The organism is Halomonas sp. BC1 (assembly GCF_002078135.1).
In the GTDB taxonomy this organism is placed as follows: domain Bacteria; phylum Pseudomonadota; class Gammaproteobacteria; order Pseudomonadales; family Halomonadaceae; genus Vreelandella; species Vreelandella stevensii.
Window position 1 is genome coordinate 338,602 of sequence record NZ_LFGS01000004.1, and the last position, 14,023, is coordinate 352,624.

Below are 14,023 nucleotides of genomic sequence, written 5' to 3' on the forward strand. Positions count from 1 at the left end.
GTATTGGCAGCCACCTGCTGCGCAGCTTCCACGGCGCGAGGCTCCGCCGTCAGGCGCTGGTTACGCTCGATGGCGCTCTCATCGGGCAACAGCCAGTCCAGTTCCTGCTCGTTACTGGCAACGGCCGTGGCCTGAGGCTGTAACCCAGTGGCCACCACACCCCGCGACGCCGTGGCAGGTGCCTGACTGGGGGCCGTGCTGGCACCCGCGCCTTCCCGCAGGGCGATGGTTTGTCCCGGGTGAATTTGATAAGGAGGGCTGATGTTGTTCAGGGCCGCCAACTGGCGATAATCCAGGTTGTGCTGCCAGGCAATGCCATACAGGGTATCGCCTGCCTTGACGGTGTATTGAGGGGTATTTTCAACCACGCGACGTGCTTCACTCAAATCGCGTACCTGTGGCGTACCCTGCTGTTGGTTGGCACAGCCGCTGATCGCCAGCGCCAACACCGACACGATAAAAACCTTACGCATGCAATCCCTACTCCTTTTCAATGCCGTGCGCTCACACTCGATGATTCGACTCCCGCTCAATGGCTCGGGGTCATTGAGCGTGAGGAGTGCGTCACTGCGCGACGATTCAATAGTACGACCAGCAGTGCTCCAAAGACCATCAACGATACGACACCAGCGACCTGCGCGGACTCGCCGGTCAGCACGGCGTAGTCACTGGGTAACAGATAGCGATAGGCCAGCGGAATCATTTGCCCCTCCGAGCCCAGCTGGTAGCGTAACAGCTCACGCCAGGGCCAGAGAACCGGCAACGAACCGACGATAAACCCTAGTAGCAGCTGCAGAGTTGCCCCATGATAGCGCTTCAATAGCCATGACAGTAGCCGTGAGGACAGGGCAAGACCCAGCAGGCAACCCATGCCGAACAGGATGATGATCCCCAGGTCGAAGCTGCGAATCGCGCCCATGATGGTGCCGTAGAGGCCCATGGTGAGCAATAGAAAACTCCCCGACACGCCCGGCAGCAGCATGGCACTGATGGCGATGGCGCCTGCGACCACCACGACCATGGCTTCATTACCGATCATCAACACCAGCGGCATCATGCCCGGCAGCAGTTGAGCCAGCAGCAACCCCAGGGTGAGCGGCAGCAGATAGGCTAATTTCCAGCGCTCGCCCGCCTGCCCGACGACCAGCCCCGAAGCCGCCACCAGCCCGAAAAAGAAGCCCTGCAGCAGCAGTGGATGGGCCTCCATGAGCCAAAGCGCCAAGTGCGCGACGCTGAACAGGCTGATGGCGACACCGGCCAGCAGAGGCATCAGGAAGGCCAGGTTGAGGTGGACATAAAGCCCGCGCAGCCCGCCGCGCCGCCAAGCCCCCAAAGCGCTGGGGCCAAACTGCTTGATGGTGTTGATCAGTTCTTCATAGATACCGGTAATGAACGCAATGGTGCCACCGGACACCCCGGGAACGGCATCGGCGGCTCCCATGCCAGCGCCTTTGAAAAACAGTCCTATCGTTCGACGCTTCAATCCACGACTCCTTGCAACAGGGGAACAAAACGCACGGGTTCGAGCCGGCGCTTTTCAAATGCACAGCCAATGCGCTTGACCTGGGTCAGCCACTGGCTGCCGTCGGACTCTTCCAGCGGCGCAATCAATACGCCTTCTGGCGTCAACTGCTCAAGCAATGCCTGGGGTAGCGTTTGCGCACAGGCAGTGAGCAAAATCACATCGAAAGGGGCGGCTTCCGGCCACCCTTCGCCCCCATCGGCCACGGCCAGCGTCGCCGGGGCATCCAGCCGCCACAGTCGCTCTGCCGCACGCGCGTGCAGCGCGTGGATGCGCTCGACGGAGTAGAGAGTGTCGACCAGGCGCGACAGAATCAGCGTTTGGTAGCCGGAACCCGTTCCGACCTCCAGCACACGCCGGGGCGACGCCTTCAAGACCAGCTCGGTCATGCGCGCTACGGTCAGGGGTTGCGACAGGGTCTGTCCAAAACCAATCGGCAGCGCGGTGTCTTCATAGGCGCGGTGCGCCAGTGCTTCGTCCACGAACAGGTGGCGTGGCTCACGGGCCATGACCTCCAGCACCCGCGTATCCTGTACGCCCTGCTGCTGCAGCCGTTCGATCATGCGATCTCGGGTGCGCTGAGAGGTCATACCACGCCCTCTCAACTCGCCGGGAGATAGATCAGGCAAAGGCATCCAACCAGTCCTGTACATCACGGCGCGCCGGGTGGCGCGTCAGGTCAGTTTGCAGCGGGGTAATCGAGACATAGCCCGCCTCGACCGCCGCAAAATCGGTATCTTCACCATCATCGGCGTTGGCCGCCACCGGGGCAATCCAGTAGCGCGTGCGGCCACGGGGGTCTTGCACCGGCACGGGCTTTTCAGCGGGGCCGCGATACCCTAGCCGAGTGACCTTGACGCCTTTGATGGCTTCCCAAGGCAAATCGGGCACATTGACGTTGAGCAGCGTACGCGGCGGCAGCGACAGTCGATCAGAGGCCCCCACCAGGCTGGCCGCTACGTGCGCGGCCGTAGCGAAGTGCTGGGTGCCGCACAGCGACATGGCGATGGCCGTCATGCCCAGGTTACGGCCCTCCATGGCGGCGGCTACCGTCCCGGAGTAGAGCACGTCATCGCCCAGGTTGCTGCCATGATTGATGCCGGAGATGACCAGCTCTGGCCGTTCGTCCCACAGGCCGTTCACGCCCAGATAGACGCAGTCGGCCGGGGTGCCATCGACGCTATAGAAACCGCTGTCCAGTGCGGTCAGCGACAGCGGCCGAGACAGGGTCAGCGAATTGCTGGCCCCGCTACGATCGCGGTCAGGGGCAACCACGCGCAGGTGCGCATGGGCCGTGAGCGCATCATGCAGCGCCTTCAGGCCGGGGGCGTGAACGCCATCGTCATTGGAAAGCAGCAGTCGCCGCATGTCGGTCTCCTTACACGTACATCAGGCGGTATCGGGGTGGTGGATCAACTCGCCGATCACCGCCGTGGCAAAACTACCTCGCGGCAGGGCAAATGAGAGTAGCACAGCGCCGTCTTCATGGGTGATGCTGGGCGCCACCAGGCAGGCCCTCAGTGCCCGTTGAGCACGCTTGACGCCACTTTTTTCAAGCCCTTCACACAGCGCTGGATGCCGCTGTCGAAGCAGAGTTTCATACTTCGCCGCCGCCCCCTGCGCCAATTCACCAACACCCCACAACACCCCGGTGGGGTGAAGATCCATCGCGGCGGCCCGCTCGATCAGCGCCTCATCCACTGAATCGACGGCAAACACGCTCTGGGTGCCTTCCAGCATCAGCGTGTCGCCTGCCAGCGGGCAGCACCAACTGCCGTCCTGCAAGCGCACGCTGAGCAGTTCGTTGAACAGAAAGCTGCGGGCGGTGGAGAGCATCATGCCCTGACGGTCATCGCGTTTGCGCCAGCCCTTGGCCAGCACCGCCTGGGCTCGCTGCAAGTTGCGGGCACCCGCGCCAAAGCGCTGATGGCCAAAATAGTTGGGGACGCCGTGACGGCACAGTGCTTCCCAACGCGCGGTAAAGTCTTCCCGCTGCACGGCGTCGCCACTGAGCCGCAGTTGAAAATGGTTGGTGCGATGCACGCCGCGCTTCAGCTTGCGCGGGTGGCGCGCCTGCTCCAGCACCTGAATGCCCAGCTCGGCCAGGGCACCTGCCAGCCCTTCAGGCGCTTGGCGCCCCGGCAGATGTACGCTGAGCCACTGCCGCGTGACGGCGACCCGGTCTTTCATTCCTGAGTAGCCGATGTCGCGCTGCCCCACGCTGCATAGTCGGCTGAGCTGTCTGACCACCTCCAGCGTGGTCAGGTTGCGCTTCTCCACCCGCAGCCAGAGATGCTCACCCTGCCCTTCGGGGATGAAGTCGAGCTGCTCGTCGACCCGAAAATCTTCCGGCGCGGTGCGGTAGTGGCCTGGGGCGGGCAGGCCGAAATCGGCCGTCAGGCTGCGCTGCCAATCAGGAAGTTCAAGCATCTGCTGACGCTCGCGGGGTCAGCAGCACCACGGCCTCGGCAGCGATACCTTCACCCCGCCCGGTAAAGCCCAACCGTTCGGTAGTGGTGGCTTTGACGTTCACCTGGCCCAGGGCGATTTCCAGATCCTGGGCAATGACGGTTCGCATGGCCTGGATATGAGGCGCCATTTTAGGGGCCTGTGCCATCAAAGTGGCATCGAGATTGCCCACCTCGTAGCCGGCATGGCGCACCAGCGACATGACGTGACGCAGCAGGCCACGGCTGTCGGCGCCTTTCCAGGCGGGGTCGGTATCCGGGAAATGATGGCCGATATCGCCCAGCGCGCAGGCACCCAGCAGCGCATCGCTGATGGCATGCAGCAGCACATCACCATCGGAGTGCGCCACGAACCCCTGCTCGAAGGGCAGCACGACGCCTCCAATCATGAGATGGTCGCCGGGACCAAAGCGATGCACGTCAAATCCATGGCCAATTCGCATTAGGCGCTCCTGTTGCCGTTATCCGCCATCGACGCGGCGGCTTGTTGAGTGTGTAAGATGGCACCCGCCAGCGCCAGATCGCCGGGGTGGGTCACTTTCAGGTTGTCGCGACGACCGCTGACCAGCCGCGGGGCTTCTCCCAATGCTTCGACGGCAGAGGCTTCGTCGGTGACCAGCGTACCGTGCTCTACAGCCTGCTCCAGGGCGCGCAGCAGCAGCGCGTAACGAAAGCCTTGCGGAGTCAGCGCATGCCACAGCCCGTCGCGGGGTTCGGTGCGCAGGCTGCACTGATCACCTCGGTCACGCTTCATGGTGTCGGCCACCGGCATGGCCAACAGCGCACCGGCCGAGTGGCTCTGGATGGCCGCATGCAGCGCCAGCAAATCCTGCTGGGTGATACAGGGGCGCGCCACGTCATGCACCATGACGATGTCATCCGCACGAGCGGGAATGGCACGCAGTGCGTTGAGCACACTATGCATGCGCTCCTGGCCGCCATCGACCCGCTGCCAGCGCTTGAACGGTACGCTATGCGGGTCGAACCAGCCGTCGTCGCGATCCAGGCAGAGTACCAGATGGGCCTCGGGAAAAGCCTGGGCTAGCCTGGCCAGGGTATGGGCCAGGATCGGCTGCCCATCAAGCGACAAATACTGCTTGGGCCGATCAGCCCCCATGCGCTTGCCCTGCCCTGCGGCGGGCACCACCAGCCAGAGCGTTTCACTCATGGCTCACCGCCTTCGCGCTCACGCGGTGGAATGACTCCCGGCTGGGCGATCAACCCCGCATGAATCCCCAGCAGCTCGTTTTCGATGGCGACACCAGGCACCCAGAAAAATTGCTCGTCGGAACGCACCATGCCCATATCGCTGCGTGCACGCTCTTCGATGGCGGCCAGCCCGGTTTTCAAATCCGTGACCTCGGCCGCCAGTCGGGCGTTACGCTCGCGCAGGGGCTGATTGGCCGCTTCCTGTTCAGCCACACGCTCTTCGACCCGCTGAAGGTCGCGCCAGCCGCCGTTGCCCAGCCACAACTGGTACTGCATCAGGCCAAGCACTGCCAGCAGTATCACCAAGAGCCATCTGTGCATGAGAGTGTTCCTGTATAAAAGCCAGAGCGGCGCGCATTATGCCATCAAGCCGCAGGGTCCTGCGACGCCAGAGGCGACTTATAGGGTAAAGACTGGCTGGCCGCCTGCCGATACGCCTGAACATGCTCGGCTTCCTGCTGGCAAAACTGCCCTACTCCGGCAGCCAACCCGGGGTGAACGATGTAGTGCAGCGAACGCACGCGCTGCGGGGCAAAGCCGCGCACCAGTTTGTGCTCTCCCTGCGTGCCGGGGTCGAACAGCGTCAACCCGGCTTCCAGGCAGTACTCGATACCTTGATAGTAGCAAGCTTCGAAGTGCAGGCAGTCGGCGACCACTTCGCTTCCCCAGTAACGGCCATAGAGGGTCGTGGCATCCTGAAAACAGAGCGCCGCTGCCACCGGGCGGTCTTCCAACTGGGCCTGGATCAGCACCAGCGACTCGCTCATGGTATGACGCAGGCGCTCGAAAAAGGCGCGATTCAAATACGGTGGGCGACCACGCTCATGGTAGGTAATGGTGTAGCAGCGGTAGAAGTGTGCCATGTCTGCGTCACTGATCTCACTGCCCACCAAACGCGTCAGGGTAATCCCCTGCTCGGCCACCAATCGGCGCTCACGTTTGATCGTCTTGCGGCGCTTGGAGGCCAGCGAGGCCAGAAAGCCTTCGAAATCCCCAAACCCCTGGTCACGCCACTGAAACTGTACGCCTTCACGAGTGATAAGTTGCGGCCACTGGCGTTGCCAGGCACCCACCTCCTGCTCATGGGCAAACAGCAGATGCCAGCTGGAGAGCTCCCGGGCTTCACACAGCTGCTCGATGCCCTGGGCCAGACAGGCGTATACCTCAGCAGCAGGTGCCTCCACGGCGATCAGAGTGCGTGGCCCAGGCACGGGGGTAAACGGCACCGCACTCAGCGCCTTGGGGTAATACTGCCCTCCCGCCCGTTCCAGCGCGTCGGCCCAGCCCCAGTCGAACACGTACTCACCGTAGGAGTGGTATTTGCGATACAGCGGCAGCGCCCCGACGAGCTGCTGCCCTTGCCAGACGCACAGATGACTTGGCTGCCACCCCGTGGCAGCACTGACCGAGCCACTTTGCTCCAGCGCCTGGAGAAACGCATGACGCATGAACGGCTGACCCGGCGCAGCCAATGCATCCCACTGGCTTGCCGAAACGGCCTCGATGGCAGGTAGAATGGTCAACGACAGAGAAGGCATGACAACTCCCAGGGCACGGGCAGACGCCGTGGATGGCTTACTTTACCATTAACGATGTGAACAATTGTCAATGTCTGGCGGCGATGGTTCCACCTGCAACAACCTGCCAGTATGGTCAATGTCGAACGATTCCAAGGAGTGGCCATGAAGCGTGATCTCACGTCCCTATTGACCGCGCAGCGGGAAACCGCCGCCACCGCGCCCTACCCGACCCTCGCCATTCGGCGCGAGCGGCTGGCACGCTTGGCACTCATGACACGGCGCCATCAACGGGCGATCATCCAAGCGATTCAGGCGGATTTTGGTCAGCGCAGTGAAGTGGAAATTCGCCTGGCCGAGATCAGCTCGGTGCTGCATGCCATTCGCCACGCCCGCTTGCATTTGTGGCACTGGATGCGCCCGCAAGTCGCCACCATGCCTTGGCGGCTGTGGCCAGCGCGCGCGCGCATCTCGCCCCAGCCGCTGGGGGTGGTGGGCGTCATGTCTGCCTGGAACTACCCCTGGTGCCTGGCGCTAATGCCCATCGTGGACGCGCTGGCCGCGGGTAATACCGTGCTCCTCAAGCCCAGCGAGCAGGCGCCGCATACCAGCGCGCTGCTGGCCCAGCTGGTGCCGCAATACTTTACCGATGACGAGTTCGTGGTGATCGAGGGAGGCGAGGACGTTGCCGCCGCCTTCAGCGCACTGCCGTTCGACCACCTGGTCTTTACCGGCTCGAGCCGCGTGGGCCGTCTGGTCGCAGCCGCCGCTGCGACCAACTTGACCCCGGTGACGCTGGAGCTGGGCGGCAAGTCGCCTGCGCTGGTTGCCAGCGATGCGGAGATGGGGAGCGCCGCCGAAGCCATCGTGTTCGGCAAAGGATTCAACAACGGCCAAACCTGCCTGGCTCCCGATTATGTTCTTGTGGAAGCCAGCCGCCTGGAAGCGCTGATCAAGGCACTGGAGCAGGCCATACGCCAGCAGCGCCCCAATGCCAGGGAAGCCACCGGCCATGTCAGTGAACACTTCGCCACACGCAGTGAGCGCCTGATCGAGCAAGCGCGTGATCAAGGTTGCCGCGTGATCGATCACGGCTCGCATGCTCCGGCGCTGGTGATCGACCCCCATCAGGGGCTTGCTCTCATGCAAGAGGAGATCTTTGGCCGTGCCTTGCCGATCATCAGCGTACAGCATCAGGAGGACGCGCTGCGCTTCATCAACGCTCGCCCAGCGCCGCTGGTGCTGTATGCCTTTACCCATGACAAGGCGCTGCAGCAGCGGCTGCTTGAGGGCACTCGCTCGGGCGCGCTGGTGTTCAACGAAACATTGCTGCACCACGCCGTGCCTTCGCTTCCCTTCGGGGGGGTAGGTGAAAGCGGCATGGGGGCTTATCATGGCCGCCACGGCTTCGAGCGTTTCAGCCATATGCGGGGAGTGTTTTATCAAGCCAAACGCGCCAACAGCCGCTGGCTGCGACCTCCTTATCGCCGCTGGCTGCTGAAATTGCTCAGGCTCGGTTAAAGATTACAGGCCAACGCCCGATATTTATCTAATATACTTTGATTGGATACGCTCACACACTCAGGGATAGGTTGCGAAGCGGCGCAAGGGTATTACTATGCTCGTCCACTACCTGCCGATGAGCTCTATCACTGGTACACCCAGTGGACGCCTCGTTTACCCTCAATGCCTGCCACGGAGTCAGTCAATGGCGCATGATCTGCTAGACCGCCTCAGAGAACGCTTGGAAGAGTTGAACCGCTCGGAGCGCAAGGTGGCAAACGTGATTCTCGAGGATCCGGCAGCCGCCACCAGCCTGAGCATTGCCAGCCTCGCTCAGGCGGCCAGCGTCAGCGAACCTACCGTGAACCGTTTTTGCCGCAACTTCGGCGCCAAGGGCTATCCCGATTTCAAGATCAAGCTGGCGCAGAGCCTGGCCGGCGGAACGCCTTACGTGACCCGTGCCGTCGAGCCCGGCGATACGGCCACTCAGTACACGCACAAGATTTTTGGAGCCACCATTGCCGCGCTGGACGAAGCTCAGCGCGAGGTGGACATGGCCGCGGTCGAACGCATGGTGGATTACCTGACCCAGGCCAAGCAGATTCACTTTTTTGGCCTGGGTGCCTCCGGTGCCGTGGCCCAGGATGCGCAACACAAGTTCTTCCGCTTCAACTTGCCGGTCATGGCATATGTGGATGTGCTGATGCAACGCATGGTGGCTGCCGCCTGCCATACGGGCGATGTGGTGGTGATCATTTCCTACACGGGCCGCACGCGGGAACTGGTCGATATTGCCAAGGTAGCCCGCGAAGCAGGCGCCGTGGTGCTGGGGATTACCGCCCCCGACTCTCCGCTCTCACGGGAGTGCACCGCGACCCTGGAAGTCGCCACCCCCGAAGATACCGACCACTACATGCCCATGACCTCGCGCATGATTCAGCTCACCTTGATCGATGCGCTGGCCACGGGGGTCACCCTCAGGCGCGGCGAAGACTTCTTGCCGCACCTGAAGAAGATCAAGGACAGCCTGCGCGATACCCGTTTTCCAGCCGAAAAACCAGCCAAGTAACGCGGCGACTACGCATCCACCGCCGTGGTCACGGTAATCTCGACTTTCAACTCATCGGCAGGCATCGGTGCACACACGCAGGTGCGTGCCGGTGCATGGCCTTCCGGTACCCAGGCATCCCAAACCTCGTTCATGGCCGCAAAATCGCTGCCCTCCTTGAGGTAGATCGTCGCGTTGAGCAACTGCTCGCGGCTGGAGCCGATCTCCTTCAACAGCGCATCCACCCGCGCCAGCATGCTCTCGGTCTGCTCCTTGATATCGCCATGGCGCGCCTCGGGGCCCGCCACCTGGCCGCACAGATACGCCACGCCGCCATGGATCACGGCACGGCTCATGCGGGTTTTTATATCATGACGCTGAATACTCATGGCTCAATCTCCTGTATCGATTAAAAAAAGCAGTGTAAACCGCCAGCAAGCCGCTGCCTATGCCATATCGAACTGACCGGTCATATCGAACTGCCCGTTTCAGGTAGGTACCGGGCGGTGCTCGAAGACGCGGCGCAACACAAAGCTGGTATGCGCCCCCGTGACCCCTTCGATCCGATTGATGACATGCAGCAGCAGATGCTGGTAGTCATCCATGTCCTTGACCAGAATCTTGAGCTGAAAGTCGGCGGCTTGACCCGTGATGATCAAGCACTCCACCACGTTGGGGATATCACGCACGTGGCGCTCGAAGTTATCGAAGCGCTCGGGGGTGTGTTGATCCATGGAAATATGCAGCAGCGCCATCAGTTGATAGCCCAGCGGCCGAGCGTCTACCACGGCCCGATACTGGGTAATCAGCCCATGGGTTTCCAGCGCTCGAACCCGGCGCAGGCAGGGGGATGGCGAAAGGCCTATGCGTTCGGCCAGCTCCTGGTTACTGATGCGCCCTTCCTGCTGGAGAATAGCCAGGATACGACGATCATAACGATCCAGCGTCAGGGGAGTTACCGACATACTCGACAGCCTCTACTAATGAAATACATAAAACCGCCATATTCTGCCACTTTTTTTGCCTACTGACCTATTTTCGCAATAACCTTTCGCGGCGTTATGGTTACACTAGCATGGCTGCCAAAAGCAGCTGCTCCCAGGGCCTCTTACCCGGAGGCCTGGCACGCGGCTCACGCCACAAGCGGCCGCCTCAAACAACCTCATGCTTTCAGGAAACTCACCATGTCTGCCTTCGATCATCGCAAGTATCGCCCTGCCCCGCGGGTACCCGCGTTCAATCGCCAGTGGCCCGACCGGGAACTGACCCACGCCCCCATCTGGGTGAGCGAAGACCTACGCGATGGCAACCAGGCGCTACTGGAGCCGATGACCGTCGAGCAGAAGCAGCGCTTTTGGCACCAGATCATCAAGGTCGGTATCAAGGAAGTGATGGTCGGCTTTCCCTCCGCCAGCCAGCCGGATTACGACTTCGTGCGCTGGCTGATCGAAGAGGATCAGATTCCCGATGACGTCACCATTGCCGTGCTGGTGCAGTGCCGAGAGCATTTGATCGAGAAAACCTTTGCCTCGCTGGTGGGCGTCAAGCGCGCCATCATCCACCTGTACAACTCCACGTCGACCATTCAGCGCGAACGGGTCTTCGAGATGGATCGCGAGGGTATTACCGACATCGCCGTTCAGGGCGCCACCTGGGTCAAGACTCATGCCGCGCAGTACCCCGACGTCGATTGGCGCTTCCAGTACTCCCCTGAAAGCTTCTCCAGCACGGAGATCGATTTTTCACTGGCCATCTGCGAAGCGGTCATGGATGTGTGGCAGCCCACGCCGGACAACCCGTGCATTCTCAACTTGCCCACCACCGTAGAAGTGGCAGGCCCGCACCATCACGCCGACCAGATCGAGTACTTCTGCCAGCATATCAGCCGTCGGGATAGCGTGATCATTTCGGTACACACCCATAACGACCGGGGAGGCGCAGTGGCCTCTGCCGAGCTGGCCCTGCTGGCCGGTGCCGATCGCGTCGAGGGCACGCTGCTGGGCAACGGCGAGCGTACCGGCAACATGGACATCGTGACGCTGGCCATGAACCTTTACAGCCAAGGCATCGACCCGGCGCTGGATCTCTCCAACCCCGACGAGATCATCCAGGTCGTGCATGAGTGCACCGGCATTGCCATTCACCCCCGCCACCCCTGGGTGGGCGAGATGGTCTACACCGCGTTTTCCGGCAGCCACCAGGATGCCATTCGTAAATCGCTCAAGCATCAGAAGCCCGATGAACCGTGGCAAGTGGCCTATCTGCCCATCGACCCCCATGACATCGGCCGCGACTACCAGGCAGTGATCCGGGTCAACAGCCAGTCAGGCAAAGGCGGCATGGCCTTTTTGCTGGAGCGGGACTACGGCATTCACCTGCCCCGCTGGATGATGCTGGCACTGGCCCCCCACGTGCAGAAAGAGAGCGAGCGGCGCAACAGCGAACTCTCCAGCGCCATGGTCCGCCAGGTGATGTTCGATCAGTTTGCCCTGGATGCCCCGCTCTCCCTGGCGGATTACCGGCTCTCCAAAGGCCACCAGGAAGGCATCGACATCACCCTGCGGCACGGTACTGAAACGCTGCGCCTTTCCGGCACGGGTAACGGGGCCATGTCATCGTTCACCGACGCCTGGAAACAGCATACCGGCAGCCACGTGGCCATTCTGGACTACAGCGAGCACTCACTGGGGGGCAGCAGCGAGGCCAATGCCATTGCCTTCGTGCAGCTGAATATCGACGGCCAACGGGTATGTGCCGTGGCAGAAGATAGCGACACCGTGAGTGCCTCGCTCAAGGCCGTGCTGTCAGGCATCAACATGGCCAACATGGCGGCATCCAGCGAGGCCCCCGTCGAGCACTCCTCCATGGCCACCGCTTGATCTTCGCCAGTTGAGACATGACGGCTGAGATATGAAGATTGAGGCATGAAAGTGAGCAAGGCCCGCCCTCAGGGCCTTGCCGAACATGCTACACTTTCTGGCCTTGATTCTGCTTTCCACACGAGGCCACCATGGACGCTGGCATGGCCAGTCTCTTTCTGATTGCCTTGGGAGGCGCGCTTGGCGGCATGGGCCGCTTTGCCGTGTCCAATGCCGCCGCGAAACGGCTAGGCAAAGCCTTCCCCTGGGGCACGCTCATGGTCAATGCCAGCGGCGCGCTCGTGGCGGGCTGGCTGCTGGCACGTTATGGCTTGCAGCATCACGACCCCATCTGGATATTCGCCATCATCGGCCTGCTGGGCGGCTATACCACCGTCTCCTCCTTCAGCCTGCAAACCCTGGAGCTTTACCAGTCGGGGCAAGCCGCTCGGGCGGCACTCAATGTTGCCAGCACGCTAGGCCTGGGGCTTTTGATGGCTACCCTGGGCTGGTGGCTGGGCGGGGGGTTGTCATGAACGCCTATCTGGCCGTTGGGCTCGGCAGCGCCGTGGGCAGCCTGCTGCGTTATGGGGTGTCACTGGCCTCAATGGCAGCGCTTGGCAGCTACTTCCCTTGGGGCACGCTACTGGTCAATATCGTGGGCTCGCTGCTGATCGGCTGGCTGGCAGCCACCGCCTCGCGCTTTCCTCACCGCGCGCTGGCACGCCACCAACCTCTGCTGGTGGCAGGCTTTTGTGGCGGCTTCACCACCTTTTCACTGTTCAGCCTGGAAACGCTCTACCTCGCCCAACAGCCCCAGTGGTGGTTGGCACCGCTCTACGTGCTGGTCAGCGTCCCGCTATGGCTGCTGGCCGCCTGGGCCGGAGAGCGCTGGGCACTTGCCTCATCGCCTGCTGCCGAATGAAAGATATCCTGGAACGACAGCAGTGCTGGCTGTATCTGTTTGGCATTGGCTTGGGCATAAGCGCAGGACTATGGGCTCCCGAACGCATGGCCGTGCTGGAGCCATTGCTTTGGCCGTTACTGGGTGCGCTGCTCTACACCACCTTTACCCAAATTCCCCTGCTCGCTATTCGCCAAGGCCTTCAGGACAAACGTTTCATTGCAGCACTGCTGGTGGGCAACTTCATCGTAATTCCTGCCGCCGTAGGCTTGGCAGCTTTATGGCTGCCCCTGCCGCCCGCTCTATTGGCTGGCGTACTGCTAGTGCTGTTGGTGCCTTGCACCGACTGGTTCATCACCTTTACTCATCTGGGCAAAGGCGATACGGGCCGCGCCATTGCCGCCACGCCGCTACTGCTCCTGATACAAATGATCGCCCTCCCCGTCTATTTATGGTGGCTATTGGGCATAGAGTGGCTGAACATCGCTCTATCCACAGCACTGATCAGCGCCTTTGTGGGGCTGATCGCCACCCCTCTGTTGCTTGCCTGGCTGACGGAGCGTCTGGCAGAGCACTCGGCAAAGGCTCAACGCATCACGCAAGCCATGGGATACTGCCCAGTACCACTGCTGGCGGTCGTCGTGTTCATCATCGCGGCGTCGCAAGTGGCCAGCGTGGTGGCGCTGGCCCACTGGTTGCTGCCATTAGGGCTTCTGTTTAGCGGCTATCTCCTGCTGGCGGGGCTCTTGGGCCGAGCGTTAGGACGACTTTTCTCACTCCCGACCCGCAGCGCACGCACCCTGGCCTTCAGCTTTGGCACACGCAACTCCTTTGTGATGCTGCCAATCGCCCTCACTCTGCCCAACGGCTGGCAAGCTGCCGTGGTCGTGATCGTCTTTCAATCCCTCGTCGAGCTGTTCGGCATGGTGGGCTACCTTCGCTGGGTGCCAGGCAAGCTACTGCCTGAGCCATTAACGAAAAACGCCAGTCTCGA

Annotated in this window: 17 protein-coding genes; 6 read left to right on the forward strand and 11 right to left on the reverse strand. The window is 61.9% G+C overall.

Going from position 1 to position 14,023, the window contains the following annotated elements:
• From B7L72_RS03125 to B7L72_RS03165, 9 genes are all read right to left on the reverse strand, one after another.
• The coding region (locus tag B7L72_RS03125) for a LysM peptidoglycan-binding domain-containing protein (RefSeq protein WP_139788435.1) at positions 1-473 on the reverse strand (473 nt) is incomplete at its 3' end.
• A 56-nt stretch (positions 474-529) separates the two neighbouring features.
• A complete protein-coding gene (locus B7L72_RS03130; protein ID WP_446718543.1) occupies positions 530-1,441 on the reverse strand; it encodes a DUF368 domain-containing protein in 912 nt (303 codons plus the stop codon).
• 38 nt (positions 1,442-1,479) lie between these two features.
• Positions 1,480-2,157, reverse strand: a complete 678-nt coding sequence (locus B7L72_RS03135; RefSeq protein WP_081136139.1) for a protein-L-isoaspartate(D-aspartate) O-methyltransferase — start codon at positions 2,155-2,157, stop codon at positions 1,480-1,482.
• The gene (gene surE / locus B7L72_RS03140; RefSeq protein ID WP_081192483.1) at positions 2,144-2,890 is read right to left on the reverse strand and encodes a 5'/3'-nucleotidase SurE; all 747 of its coding nucleotides are present in this window, start codon (positions 2,888-2,890) and stop codon (positions 2,144-2,146) included. Before surE ends, B7L72_RS03135 begins: the two co-directional genes overlap by 14 nt.
• Before the next feature lie 21 nt (positions 2,891-2,911).
• Positions 2,912-3,952 carry a tRNA pseudouridine(13) synthase TruD gene (truD, locus tag B7L72_RS03145; RefSeq protein ID WP_081192485.1) on the reverse strand — a complete coding sequence of 347 codons (1,041 nt, stop codon included), beginning with the start codon at positions 3,950-3,952 and terminating at the stop codon, positions 2,912-2,914.
• On the reverse strand, positions 3,945-4,433 hold the full coding sequence (gene ispF / locus B7L72_RS03150) for a 2-C-methyl-D-erythritol 2,4-cyclodiphosphate synthase (RefSeq protein ID WP_016916295.1): 489 nt from the start codon (positions 4,431-4,433) through the stop codon (positions 3,945-3,947). Before ispF ends, truD begins: the two co-directional genes overlap by 8 nt.
• Positions 4,433-5,158, reverse strand: coding sequence for a 2-C-methyl-D-erythritol 4-phosphate cytidylyltransferase (gene ispD, locus B7L72_RS03155; protein ID WP_081192487.1), 726 nt, complete (start codon positions 5,156-5,158; stop codon positions 4,433-4,435). Before ispD ends, ispF begins: the two co-directional genes overlap by 1 nt.
• Positions 5,155-5,520, reverse strand: a complete 366-nt coding sequence (gene ftsB, locus B7L72_RS03160) for a cell division protein FtsB (RefSeq protein WP_016916293.1) — start codon at positions 5,518-5,520, stop codon at positions 5,155-5,157. The genes ispD and ftsB overlap by 4 nt, the downstream gene beginning before the upstream one ends.
• A 44-nt stretch (positions 5,521-5,564) precedes the next feature.
• The gene (locus B7L72_RS03165) at positions 5,565-6,737 is read right to left on the reverse strand and encodes a GNAT family N-acetyltransferase (RefSeq protein ID WP_081192489.1); all 1,173 of its coding nucleotides are present in this window, start codon (positions 6,735-6,737) and stop codon (positions 5,565-5,567) included.
• Between the two features lie 144 nt (positions 6,738-6,881).
• Between B7L72_RS03165 and B7L72_RS03170 the strand changes: the two genes are divergently transcribed.
• Entirely contained in the window at positions 6,882-8,237 is a 1,356-nt protein-coding gene (locus tag B7L72_RS03170) for an aldehyde dehydrogenase family protein (protein ID WP_081192491.1), read from the forward strand.
• Positions 8,238-8,424: 187 nt separating this feature from the next.
• Complete coding sequence (locus B7L72_RS03175) at positions 8,425-9,288, forward strand: MurR/RpiR family transcriptional regulator (protein WP_081192493.1); 864 nt, start codon at positions 8,425-8,427, stop codon at positions 9,286-9,288.
• Positions 9,289-9,296: 8 nt separating this feature from the next.
• Here B7L72_RS03175 and B7L72_RS03180 read toward each other — a convergent pair whose 3' ends face one another.
• Together B7L72_RS03180 and B7L72_RS03185 are read right to left on the reverse strand one after the other, a co-directional pair.
• Positions 9,297-9,656, reverse strand: coding sequence for a RidA family protein (locus B7L72_RS03180; RefSeq protein WP_081192495.1), 360 nt, complete (start codon positions 9,654-9,656; stop codon positions 9,297-9,299).
• Positions 9,657-9,755: 99 nt separating this feature from the next.
• The gene (locus B7L72_RS03185) at positions 9,756-10,232 is read right to left on the reverse strand and encodes an Lrp/AsnC family transcriptional regulator (protein WP_081192497.1); all 477 of its coding nucleotides are present in this window, start codon (positions 10,230-10,232) and stop codon (positions 9,756-9,758) included.
• 219 nt (positions 10,233-10,451) lie between these two features.
• Here B7L72_RS03185 and B7L72_RS03190 point away from each other — a divergent pair, with 219 nt between their 5' ends.
• The 4 genes from B7L72_RS03190 to B7L72_RS03205 form a co-directional block, all read left to right on the forward strand.
• Positions 10,452-12,146 (forward strand): 2-isopropylmalate synthase, encoded by a 1,695-nt coding sequence (locus tag B7L72_RS03190; RefSeq protein ID WP_081192499.1) that lies wholly within the window; start codon positions 10,452-10,454, stop codon positions 12,144-12,146.
• Positions 12,147-12,277: 131 nt separating this feature from the next.
• On the forward strand, positions 12,278-12,661 hold the full coding sequence (locus B7L72_RS03195; protein WP_081192501.1) for a fluoride efflux transporter FluC: 384 nt from the start codon (positions 12,278-12,280) through the stop codon (positions 12,659-12,661).
• Entirely contained in the window at positions 12,658-13,050 is a 393-nt protein-coding gene (crcB, locus tag B7L72_RS03200) for a fluoride efflux transporter CrcB (RefSeq protein ID WP_081192503.1), read from the forward strand. The genes B7L72_RS03195 and crcB overlap by 4 nt, the downstream gene beginning before the upstream one ends.
• Positions 13,047-14,023: bile acid:sodium symporter (locus B7L72_RS03205; RefSeq protein ID WP_081192505.1), on the forward strand; the 977-nt coding region annotated here is incomplete at its 3' end. The genes crcB and B7L72_RS03205, both read left to right, overlap by 4 nt.

Coding starts and splice junctions, on each gene's coding strand:
- B7L72_RS03130 (WP_446718543.1), bottom strand. CDS start 1,441: ATGGGAGCCGCCGATGCCGTTCCCGGGGTGTCCGGTGGCACCATTGCG.
- B7L72_RS03135 (WP_081136139.1), bottom strand. CDS start 2,157: ATGCCTTTGCCTGATCTATCTCCCGGCGAGTTGAGAGGGCGTGGTATG.
- surE (WP_081192483.1), bottom strand. CDS start 2,890: ATGCGGCGACTGCTGCTTTCCAATGACGATGGCGTTCACGCCCCCGGC.
- truD (WP_081192485.1), bottom strand. CDS start 3,952: ATGCTTGAACTTCCTGATTGGCAGCGCAGCCTGACGGCCGATTTCGGC.
- ispF (WP_016916295.1), bottom strand. CDS start 4,433: ATGCGAATTGGCCATGGATTTGACGTGCATCGCTTTGGTCCCGGCGAC.
- ispD (WP_081192487.1), bottom strand. CDS start 5,158: ATGAGTGAAACGCTCTGGCTGGTGGTGCCCGCCGCAGGGCAGGGCAAG.
- ftsB (WP_016916293.1), bottom strand. CDS start 5,520: ATGCACAGATGGCTCTTGGTGATACTGCTGGCAGTGCTTGGCCTGATG.
- B7L72_RS03165 (WP_081192489.1), bottom strand. CDS start 6,737: ATGCCTTCTCTGTCGTTGACCATTCTACCTGCCATCGAGGCCGTTTCG.
- B7L72_RS03170 (WP_081192491.1), top strand. CDS start 6,882: ATGAAGCGTGATCTCACGTCCCTATTGACCGCGCAGCGGGAAACCGCC.
- B7L72_RS03175 (WP_081192493.1), top strand. CDS start 8,425: ATGGCGCATGATCTGCTAGACCGCCTCAGAGAACGCTTGGAAGAGTTG.
- B7L72_RS03180 (WP_081192495.1), bottom strand. CDS start 9,656: ATGAGTATTCAGCGTCATGATATAAAAACCCGCATGAGCCGTGCCGTG.
- B7L72_RS03185 (WP_081192497.1), bottom strand. CDS start 10,232: ATGTCGGTAACTCCCCTGACGCTGGATCGTTATGATCGTCGTATCCTG.
- B7L72_RS03190 (WP_081192499.1), top strand. CDS start 10,452: ATGTCTGCCTTCGATCATCGCAAGTATCGCCCTGCCCCGCGGGTACCC.
- B7L72_RS03195 (WP_081192501.1), top strand. CDS start 12,278: ATGGACGCTGGCATGGCCAGTCTCTTTCTGATTGCCTTGGGAGGCGCG.
- crcB (WP_081192503.1), top strand. CDS start 12,658: ATGAACGCCTATCTGGCCGTTGGGCTCGGCAGCGCCGTGGGCAGCCTG.